The sequence below is a fragment of the Bacillus lumedeiriae genome, assembly GCF_044891285.1.
Taxonomy (GTDB): domain Bacteria; phylum Bacillota; class Bacilli; order Bacillales; family Domibacillaceae; genus Pseudobacillus; species Pseudobacillus lumedeiriae.
In genome coordinates this window covers 1-10,009 of record NZ_JAUIYO010000030.1, presented here as the reverse complement: position 1 = coordinate 10,009, position 10,009 = coordinate 1, and the positions used below count along the sequence as shown (strand labels likewise).

At 34.5% G+C, this 10,009-nt stretch carries 9 protein-coding genes and 1 pseudogene; all 10 read left to right on the top strand.

Going from position 1 to position 10,009, the window contains the following annotated elements:
• Positions 1-1,567, top strand: a 1,567-nt coding sequence (locus tag QYG89_RS16795) for a motility associated factor glycosyltransferase family protein (RefSeq protein WP_404319345.1), incomplete at its 5' end; no start/stop codon positions are given.
• A gap of 19 nt (positions 1,568-1,586) precedes the next feature.
• Complete coding sequence (locus QYG89_RS16790) at positions 1,587-2,594, top strand: NAD-dependent 4,6-dehydratase LegB (RefSeq protein ID WP_404319343.1); 1,008 nt, start codon at positions 1,587-1,589, stop codon at positions 2,592-2,594.
• Positions 2,591-3,760: a LegC family aminotransferase gene (locus QYG89_RS16785; RefSeq protein ID WP_404319341.1), complete on the top strand. Its 1,170-nt coding sequence runs from the start codon at positions 2,591-2,593 to the stop codon at positions 3,758-3,760. The genes QYG89_RS16790 and QYG89_RS16785 overlap by 4 nt, the downstream gene beginning before the upstream one ends.
• Positions 3,757-4,917, top strand: coding sequence for a UDP-N-acetylglucosamine 2-epimerase (gene neuC, locus QYG89_RS16780; RefSeq protein ID WP_404319339.1), 1,161 nt, complete (start codon positions 3,757-3,759; stop codon positions 4,915-4,917). The genes QYG89_RS16785 and neuC overlap by 4 nt, the downstream gene beginning before the upstream one ends.
• Before the next feature lie 99 nt (positions 4,918-5,016).
• Positions 5,017-6,096 carry an N-acetylneuraminate synthase gene (gene neuB / locus QYG89_RS16775; protein ID WP_404319336.1) on the top strand — a complete coding sequence of 360 codons (1,080 nt, stop codon included), beginning with the start codon at positions 5,017-5,019 and terminating at the stop codon, positions 6,094-6,096.
• The gene (locus QYG89_RS16770; RefSeq protein WP_404319334.1) at positions 6,093-7,088 is read left to right on the top strand and encodes a GNAT family N-acetyltransferase; all 996 of its coding nucleotides are present in this window, start codon (positions 6,093-6,095) and stop codon (positions 7,086-7,088) included. The genes neuB and QYG89_RS16770 overlap by 4 nt, the downstream gene beginning before the upstream one ends.
• 16 nt (positions 7,089-7,104) lie before the next feature.
• Positions 7,105-7,770, top strand: a complete 666-nt coding sequence (locus QYG89_RS16765) for a class I SAM-dependent methyltransferase (protein ID WP_404319332.1) — start codon at positions 7,105-7,107, stop codon at positions 7,768-7,770.
• 64 nt (positions 7,771-7,834) lie between these two features.
• On the top strand, positions 7,835-8,884 hold the full coding sequence (locus QYG89_RS16760; protein ID WP_404319330.1) for a nucleotidyltransferase family protein: 1,050 nt from the start codon (positions 7,835-7,837) through the stop codon (positions 8,882-8,884).
• Positions 8,881-9,567, top strand: a complete 687-nt coding sequence (locus QYG89_RS16755) for an acylneuraminate cytidylyltransferase family protein (RefSeq protein ID WP_404319328.1) — start codon at positions 8,881-8,883, stop codon at positions 9,565-9,567. Before QYG89_RS16760 ends, QYG89_RS16755 begins: the two co-directional genes overlap by 4 nt.
• 233 nt (positions 9,568-9,800) lie before the next feature.
• Positions 9,801-10,009, top strand: a pseudogene (locus QYG89_RS16750) (hypothetical protein); the annotation flags it as partial.

The following is a 10,009-nucleotide window of genomic DNA, read 5'->3' as shown; positions in this document are numbered from 1 at the left end:
GTATAAAAAAATGAATAAGGATTCGATTTTAGTAATAATAGAACCGAATTTATCTTTTTTCCAACATGCTTTACATCACAAGTATTTGGATCTTTTTAAAAATAAAAATGTTATATTATTTTCTGATGATATAGAGAGGATAAATGACTTTGTTCGGGGAATTTTTTCGCACTATGCTTTACTTGGTTTAGCCAAAAATATTAATTTTTATCAAACAGATTATTATCGAAGATATGATATGGAAGTAACCAAGCATGCTTTGCAAGTCATAAGAGAGGTAGTTAGGAATGTTATCTTATCGGTAGGGAATAGTATAGAAGATGGCTTAGATGGTTTGAAAAACAATCTTGAGAACTTAAAGTGGCTTCAAAAGTCAAAGGACGCTGCACAATTAAAAAATAAATGTAAGGACAAACCGGCAATCATTGTATCAGCTGGTCCATCTTTAAATAAGAATATTAAGGAACTTAAAAGGATTAAAGATAAGGCTGTTATTATTGCAGTAGACACCATTGTCAGTAAGTTATTAATAGAGGATATTATCCCTGACTTTGTGTGTTCAGTCGAGCGTGGAAAAGAAACGTATGAATATTTTTATAAAGATAAAAATATTCATAAAGATGTAACATTGGTAGGTCCACCATTATTAGATCCCCGAATTTTCGCAGAATTTCAAGGTGATATCATGTTACCCATGAGAAATGGAGTTGCAGAGTATAATTGGTTACAGAGGCTTTTAGGATTAGAAAATGATAGCTTTATCGAAATGGGATCTTCTTGTGCACATGTTGCCTTTGGATTGGCTATGCATTTGGGGGCGTCTCCAATTATTCTCGCGGGTCAAGATTTAGCCTATGGTTCTAAAGTAGGGGAATCTCATGCAGCTGGAACAATATACGATCATGAGGTTCAAGATGAAGAAGCTCTATCTTTATTTCAGGATTATGAGATAGAAGGTTACTATGGAGATATAGTTAGAACAACATATATATGGGGGTTCTTTAAACTATGGTTTGAAGCACAAATCAGTAATCATCAATTGTTCGTGATTAATGCTACTGAAGGTGGCGCTAAAATTAACTCGACATTACAAAAATCTTTGAAAGAAACGATAGATACATATTGTTTAAAAGAAATTCATTCAGTAAAAGAAATAGTCAAGAATACATCTACTTATGATATTAGTATAGAAGAGATGAAAAAGTCTTTTAATGAGGAGTTGGATTATTTCAACACATTTAAGGAAAAGTGTATAAAACAGCTCGAAGTTATTCAGAGAATAAAAATTACTCATTCAAGTTCAATAAAAAAGTTAGCAAAGGTTATTGAAGAATTACAAACAACAAATATTATTATGAATGAAATATTAGGACATGATTTATTACGGCATAACCTTCAATCCATTGTTGTAAAAACTTTATGGGACATTAATAGTATTGAACAAGTAATTAATGTGAAAAATTTAATAAAGAATAAAGAGGTTCAAATAAAAATGTTAATTCCAACGATCGTTTGTATTGAACAAATAGAAGATTATATAAAAGAGGCATTAGAAAATTATATTTAATGTAATAAGGGGTATGAGTATGCTAAGAGATAAAACAGTATTAGTAACAGGTTCAGATGGCTTCATTGGTTCACATTTAACAGAGGAACTTGTCCGTAGGGGCTATAAAGTCCGGGCTTTTACATACTATAATTCCTTTAATTCTTGGGGATGGCTCGATCATTCAGAGAAACAAATAAAGGATCAAATCGAAGTCTTTGCTGGTGATATTCGTGACCCGCATGGTGTAAAAGAAGCAATGAAAGGTTGCGATATAGCCTTGCATTTGGCATCGTTAATTGCCATTCCATACTCGTATCATTCACCGGATACATATGTCGATACGAATATAAAAGGAACGCTCAATGTATTACAGGCTGCGCGTGAACTTGGAGTATCAAAACTTGTTCACACGTCAACAAGTGAGGTGTATGGGACAGCGCAGTATGTTCCGATTAATGAAGAGCATCCATTACAAGGGCAGTCACCTTATTCTGCGTCCAAAATTGGTGCTGATCAAATGGTACTGTCGTTTTACCGCTCGTTTGAAACACCAGTAGCTATTATTCGTCCGTTTAATACATATGGTCCGCGGCAATCAGCTCGTGCTGTCATTCCAACAATTATCACGCAGCTTGCATCTGGAAAGGAGAAAATCAAACTCGGTGCACTAAGCCCAACGAGGGATTTTAACTATATTAAAGATACGATCAGTGGTTTTATCTCCATTATGAACAGCGAAAAAGCAATTGGCGAAGTAATCAATATTGGCAGCAACTATGAAATTTCCATCGGTGATACAGCTAAAGCAATTGCGGAAGTAATGGGTAAAAATGTGGAGATTGAAACAGATGAAATCCGTCTTCGCCCTGAAAAAAGTGAAGTGGAACGACTTTGGGCAGATAATCAAAAAGCAAAAGAACTGCTAGGTTGGGAGCCTTCATATGGCGGTATCAATGGATTTAAACGTGGTTTAAAAGAAACGGCTGACTGGTTTGCGAATCCAGGAAACTTATCCAGATATAAGGCAGATGTATATAACATATGAGCAAGCAATGGCAAGAAATAGCTCGGAATATAAAACAGATTTACGATAATAAAGACTTTGTTCCTTTACATGAACCGACATTTGATGAAAAGGAAGTCGAGTTTGTAACGGATTGTATTCAAACAGGCTGGGTATCATCTGTTGGCAAATATGTCGATGAGTTTGAAAAAAGACTTGCTGAATACACTGGTGTAAAGAGGGCTATTGCTGTTGTCAACGGGACAGCAGCTTTACATATAGCACTTAAAATTGCAGGTGTTCAGGCTAACGATGAAGTCTTTATGCCAGCACTAACCTTTGTTGCGACAGCAAACGCAACTGCTTATTTAAATGCCATTCCACATTTTGTGGATGTATCGGAACAAACACTGGGGCTTGATCCAGTGAAATTGGAAGAACATATTCGTGACATTGGAGAAATGAAAAGTGGGCAACTGTTTAATAAAAAAACGAATCGCCCCATCCGTGCTGTTGTGCCGATGCACACATTCGGACACCCTGTTGATCTTGATCCGTTAATTGATTTATGTGAGCAGTATAATCTTGTTTTAGTAGAAGATGCAGCTGAATCACTGGGGTCTTATTACAAAGGAAAACATACTGGAGGGTTCGGTCTCGTTGGAGCAATCAGTTTCAATGGCAACAAAATCATCACAACAGGCGGTGGCGGTGCGATTTTGACGAATGATGAAAAACTGGCCGACTATGCCAAACATATCACCACAACGGCTAAAATTCCACATCCTTGGGAATACCGACACGATGAAATTGGCTATAATTATCGAATGCCAAACATCAATGCTGCTCTTGGGTGTGCGCAAATTGAAAAGATGGATGACTTTCTTGCTGCAAAAAGGCAATTAACAAGAATCTATCAAAAACTATTTGAACAAATAGAAGGAGTGAAGTTATTTACCGAACCTACTTTTGGAGCTAGTAATTACTGGATTCAAACGATAATTATTGATCCTAAGAAGCATAACCGTGATACTGTGTTGGGAGTATTAAATGATGAAGGAGCAATGGCAAGGCCAATCTGGACGTCAATGCACGAATTAATTACATATATGGATTGTCCAAAAGGGGATTTGTCATTAATAAATGAATTAAACAAAAAGGTCATTAGTATTCCATCCACTCCGATGAAAGGAGAAGTTCTTAAATGACTAAACGTAAAATTTGTGTTGTTACTGGAACACGGGCTGAATATGGAGTGTTATATTGGTTGATGAAAGAAATCCAAGCAGATGATGAATTAGAATTACAACTAGTAGTTACGGGGATGCATCTTTCTCCTGAATTTGGTTTAACTTATAAGCAAATCGAGGAAGATGGGTTTGCGATCGATGAGAAAGTGGAGATGTTGATTTCGGGTGATACTCCGTCGGCTATCGCTAAATCAATTGGGCTTGGAACAATTGGTTTTTCTGATACTTTTGTTAGGCTTCAACCAGATATATTGATTCTTCTTGGAGATCGATTTGAAATACTTAGTGCTGCTCAGACAGCCTTAGTAATGAGAATTCCTGTTGCTCATATTTCTGGGGGAGAACTGACAGAAGGTGTAATAGACGAGTCTATCCGTCATGCTATCACCAAAATGAGTCATATTCATTTTCCTGCAAATGAGGAATATAGAAATAGGGTTATTCAATTGGGAGAAAAACCAAGTAGTGTTTTTAATGTGGGAGACCCCGGTGTAGAAAGCATTAGAAAAATGAAATTATTATCAATAAATGAGCTTAATGATTTTTACGGGATGAAATTAAGTAAATTATTTTTAGTGACTTTTCATCCTTCTACACTTGAAGTTCAAACTGCAGAAGATCAAATGAAAAATTTATTATTGGCATTGGATTTTTTTCCAGAGTATCAAGTAATATTCACTAAATCCAATGCTGATACGGATGGTAGGAGAATTAACGAATTAATAGACGAATATACGGCTAATAATACTCAAAGAGTAAAGTCATTTTTTTCTTTAGGTCAATTACGATATTTAAGCACATTGAATTATAGTAATGCTGTAATTGGGAATTCATCAAGTGGGATTATAGAGGCTCCCGTACTATCAGTACCTACTGTAAATATTGGCGAAAGGCAAAAGGGACGTTTGAAAGCAAGTACAATTATTGATTGTATACCGACAGTTGATGAGATTGCTAAGTCAATTAATACTGCTGTATCTGAAGACTTTCAACAAACATTAAATCAGGTAGAATTAAAATATGATGGGTTTACAACATCGAAAGAAATTAAAAAGGTCTTAAAGAATATTGATGTACAAGATATTATCAAAAAAACCTTTTATGATATTAGTTAGATCAGAATTTCATTAATAATATGTTTAATGAGTGGATATATATAAATATCCGTAATTTTCAATGAATGATATTTCTCAATTATTTTAAGAGGTGAAAAAGTGACTGGTACATATATTATTGCTGAAGCAGGTGTTAATCATAATGGTGATATCGAGCTCGCAAAGAAACTTGTAGACATTGCAGTTGAGGCAAAAGCGGATGCTGTTAAGTTTCAGACATTTAAAACAGAAAATGTGATTAGTAATCAAGCTCCGAAGGCCGACTATCAAATACGAACGACCGGTGAAGAAGAGTCTCAATTTGAGATGGTAAAAAAGCTTGAACTATCATTTTCACAATTCAAAGAATTGAAAGCATATTGTGAGGAAAGGAACATTGAGTTTCTATCGACACCATTTGATGAAGAAAGTGCAGATTTTTTAATAGATGAGTTATGCATGAAAACAATTAAAATTCCATCAGGAGAGATTACGAATGCACCATTACTACTCCATATTGCTAGAAAGCGCCCGCATGTTATTTTATCAACAGGTATGGCTACCTTAAGTGAAATAGAGAATGCTCTTGGTGTTTTAGCTTTTGGACTTTTGCAGAAAAAAGAAGTTCCTTCTATGGAAGTATTTAAAGAAATTTTTATTTCTTATGAAGGGCAGCAAATCTTAAAAGAAAATGTAACTTTATTACATTGTACGACTGAATATCCGGCTTTAATTAATGATGTGAACCTTTTAGCAATAAATACGATGAAAAAAGCTTTTGGGCTACCCGTTGGCTATTCTGATCATACAGAAGGTATTGCGATAACAGTTGCAGCTATAGCCTTAGGTGCAACTGTTATAGAGAAACATATTACATATGACAAAAATGCAGAAGGGCCTGATCATAAAGCATCGCTCTCGCCAGAAGAGTTAAATCAAATGGTAATAAGCATACGTCAAGTAGAACAAGCAAAAGGATCAGGTGTAAAAATCCCTTCAAAATCTGAATTGAAAAATGTCAATATAGCACGCAAAAGTATCGTTGCGAAAAAAGTAATTAAAAAGGGCGAAAAATTAACAACCGAGAATATAACAGTAAAACGACCAGGCAGCGGTATAACACCTTTTGATTATTGGAAACTATTAAATAAAGTTACGATGGACGACTTTGAAAAGGATGAGGAAATTAGATTGCCATGATAGTATCTCCAGAAGAAGCATTACGTGTATTCAATAAATTACCGAATAAATTACAATCATTTTATTTCCATCCTCAATATGTAATAGATGATGCTTTAAGCAAACAAGATTTACAACCTATTTTTTTTACTTTTGAAAGAAGTGATGCCATATATTATCATGCTTTCCATCTGGGGAAAGTACCAAATACTCATTATTATGATATTCAGTCACCCTACGGATACGGTGGACCATTGTATGTAGGGAAAGAGGATTTTATTATAGAAGCAATCGAAAAGTATAAACAATGGTGCTTAGATCACAATGTATTAGTTGAGTTTGTCCGCTTTCATCCTCTTTTAAAAAATGAGAACCAATATTATGGTCAGGTGTATAAAAACAGACAAACAGTTTACATTGATTTAAAGACAGAGGAACTTTTTTCGGAATTTAGCACCAGAGTAAGAACTGCTATTAGAAAAGCGGAGAAAAGTAATGTAAATATTGTATTTTCAAAATCTCAAGCTTATATTGATCAGTTTATTCAGATGTATACGTCATTAATGGATAAAAAAAACGCCGGGAAAGATTACTTTTTTCATCAAAAATACTTTTCTGAATTATTAAAGCATGAGAATGTCTATTTATTAAGTGCAGTTAATGATAATAGTCAAGTGATAGGATCTTCTATTTTTTTTACGTATGGTCAGATTGCTGAATATCATTTGTCTACATCTAATGATGAAGGAAGGAAAAAAAATGTTGCTAATTTATTACTTTATGAGTTTGCAAAATATGCACAAAAAAGGAAATATCGTGTTTTGTATTTAGGTGGAGGTACTAATAGTTCAGATGAAAATTCTCTTCTTTTTTTTAAAAGGGGGTTTTCAAAAAATGAAGCGCCATTTTACATTGGCAGTTTTAAGCATAATGAGAAAGTTTATGGAGAACTAAGGACTGAATATATAGCAAGAGAACCCAAGAAGGAAAGCTATATTTTATTTTACCGTTAAGAATGGGGGCATTAAATTGGCTTGGGATCAAACTTGGGAAAAGATATTTCAGAGTCAAGAATGGGGAAAATATCCTTCAGAAGATTTAATTCGTTTTATTGCACGAAACTTTTACCAAGAACTGAATAGAAAAGACGTAAAAATACTTGAAGTGGGGTGTGGAACAGGGGCTAATCTATGGTATATAGCAAGAGAAGGATTTTCAGTTTATGGAATAGACGGTTCCAAAACAGCGATAGATAAAGCAATTGATAGGTTAAATATTGAAGTCCCTAGTTGGTCAGGAAATCTTAAAGTGGGAGATATTGAGTCATTGCCATTTGAAAATAACACCTTTGATGCTGTAATTGATGTTGAAGCAATATACGCTAACAATTATGAGAATTCAAAAGAAATTTATAATGAGATAAATAGAGTTCTAAAAATAGGTGGAAAATTATATAGCAGAACGTTTGCGACTAAATGTTGGGGAGACGAAACAGGACTAAACATTGGGTATAATACATGGATTCCTATTGTAGGCCCCTTAAATAATAAAGGTATTGCTCGATTTACAGCTAGAGAAGATATTGATGACTTATTAAGTAATTTTGCAATTATTGAATTGGAAAAAATAGAAAGAACCTTTAATCGTTTAGAAGAAAAAGTTATAGAGTGGATTATTGTAGGTATGAAAAAATAAATTTTTATTTTGAATGAATTGTTTATCAACTGATGATTTGCATTATTAAAAGGAAGTATAGCCGATGAAAAAGTGGAAAGAGATTCTTATCCTACCTAAAACAACAATTATTCAAACTATGGATATTATAAATCGATCATCATTACAGTTTGCTGTAGTTATTAATGAAAACATGCAATTGCTTGGAACTGTGACAGATGGTGATATTCGTCGCGGGTTATTAAAGGGGATGCCTTTGGATACACCAATTCAAAAGGTTATGAATGAGTCTCCTGTGTATGAAACATCGGAAAAGGAACCATTTTACTTTAAAGAGTCGATGAGAAAACGCAACTTGAAACAATTACCGATTGTGAATCGAGAAAAGCAGATTCAAGATATCCTTTTTGCGGAGGATGTAGCGAAAGCTTTGCAAAAAGAAAATACGGTTATTTTGATGGCCGGGGGGCTTGGAACAAGGCTCCGACCCTTGACAGATAATTTCCCAAAGCCAATGTTGAAAGTTGGGGATAAGCCTATTATAGAAACAATTATTGATAGTTTTAAAGGCTCTGGTTTCACTAACTTTATTCTGTCAGTAAATTATAAGAAAGAAATTATTAAAGACTATTTTCAAGATGGATCACTTCTTGGGGTGAACATTTCGTACATAGAGGAAACAAAGAGGCTTGGAACAGCGGGAGCATTATCATTGTTAGATGAAAAGCCCACTCATCCCTTTTTCGTGATGAACGGTGATTTACTGACGAAAATTAACTATGATCAGTTGCTTCACTTTCATAATGAAACGAATTCAATGGCGACAATGTGTGTCCGTGAATATGAATATCAAATTCCATACGGTGTCATTGAAATAGATAACAATCGTCTTTTGTCAATTGAGGAAAAGCCAGTGCATAAGAGTTTTGTCAATGCCGGAATTTACTTGTTGAGTCCAGATGTGTTGAAATTTGTTCCTGAAAATGAGTTTTATGATATGCCGCAGCTTTTTAGAATGTTGATGAATAACGGTGAAAACGTTTCAGCGTTTCCACTTCGGGAGTACTGGTTAGATATTGGGCGATTGGATGATTATGAAAAGGCTAATGGGGAGTTTAAGGAGTTTTTTTTATGATTGATAGTAAGAAAGTACTGGCAATTATTCCGGCACGCGGGGGTTCTAAAGGTGTTCGGCGCAAAAATATTCGTAATCTAGCAGGTAAACCATTAATTGCATGGACGATCGAAGAAGGAAGAAAATCTAAATATATTGATAGATTAATTTTATCATCAGAAGATGTAGAGATAATCGAAGTGGCAAAATCATATGGGTGTGATGTCCCCTTTGTTCGACCGAAAGAGTTAGCTAAAGATAATACACCGGGAATAGAACCTGTTCTCCACGCAGTAAGTGAACTAGAGGGGTATGACTTTGTTGTTCTCTTACAGCCGACATCTCCTTTGCGGACAGTTACTGATATAGATAAATGCATAGAGAAGTGTATTTTGGAAAAAGCAGATGCATGTGTCTCTTTGGTCGAGGCGGATAAATCTCCTTATTGGATGTATTATGTAGATGATAGAAGTAAAATGTCTAACATCATGTATACAGAGAAAAAGTATAGTAGAAGGCAAGATATTCCATCCGTTTATGTCCTCAACGGAGCGGTTTATGTAGCTAATGTTGGGTGGTTAAAAGTGCATAAAACATTTTTGACAACTAACACAATTTCCTACATTATGCCGAAAAAAAGATCCTATGATATTGATACAGAACTGGACTTCTTAATTTGTGAGAAAATATTGCAGGGAAATTGATTCGAGGAATACTATTTTAACTAGGATTTCTTTCTATTGCTGAAAAATAAAAATTCTTATTAAAGCGTAACAGCTATTCTAAGATAAGTGATTATACAGAAATATACAGGTTTTTAATTTGATAAAAAAGGGCGTTATAGGTGTTTACAAATATATATTGGAATGGTTATTGAATTTAATCTATCATTGATAGATTAAATTGGCTCGGAGAACAATTCAACGGAGGTATAGCATTGGGCACTCAGGCTTTCACTATTAAACCACTTGAAGATATTGAAGTAGGTTTCCGAAGAAAAGAACTAGATTATTATGTAACATTGCCTCATAAGGGGATAAATGAGGAAACGGGTGTGATTTTATCTATTCCGGGGTTTGGCGGGGTTGCAAACTCGGAATATTATTTGGAAAAGTTAAACCCTTATTTGGCTGATAAATCTAATTG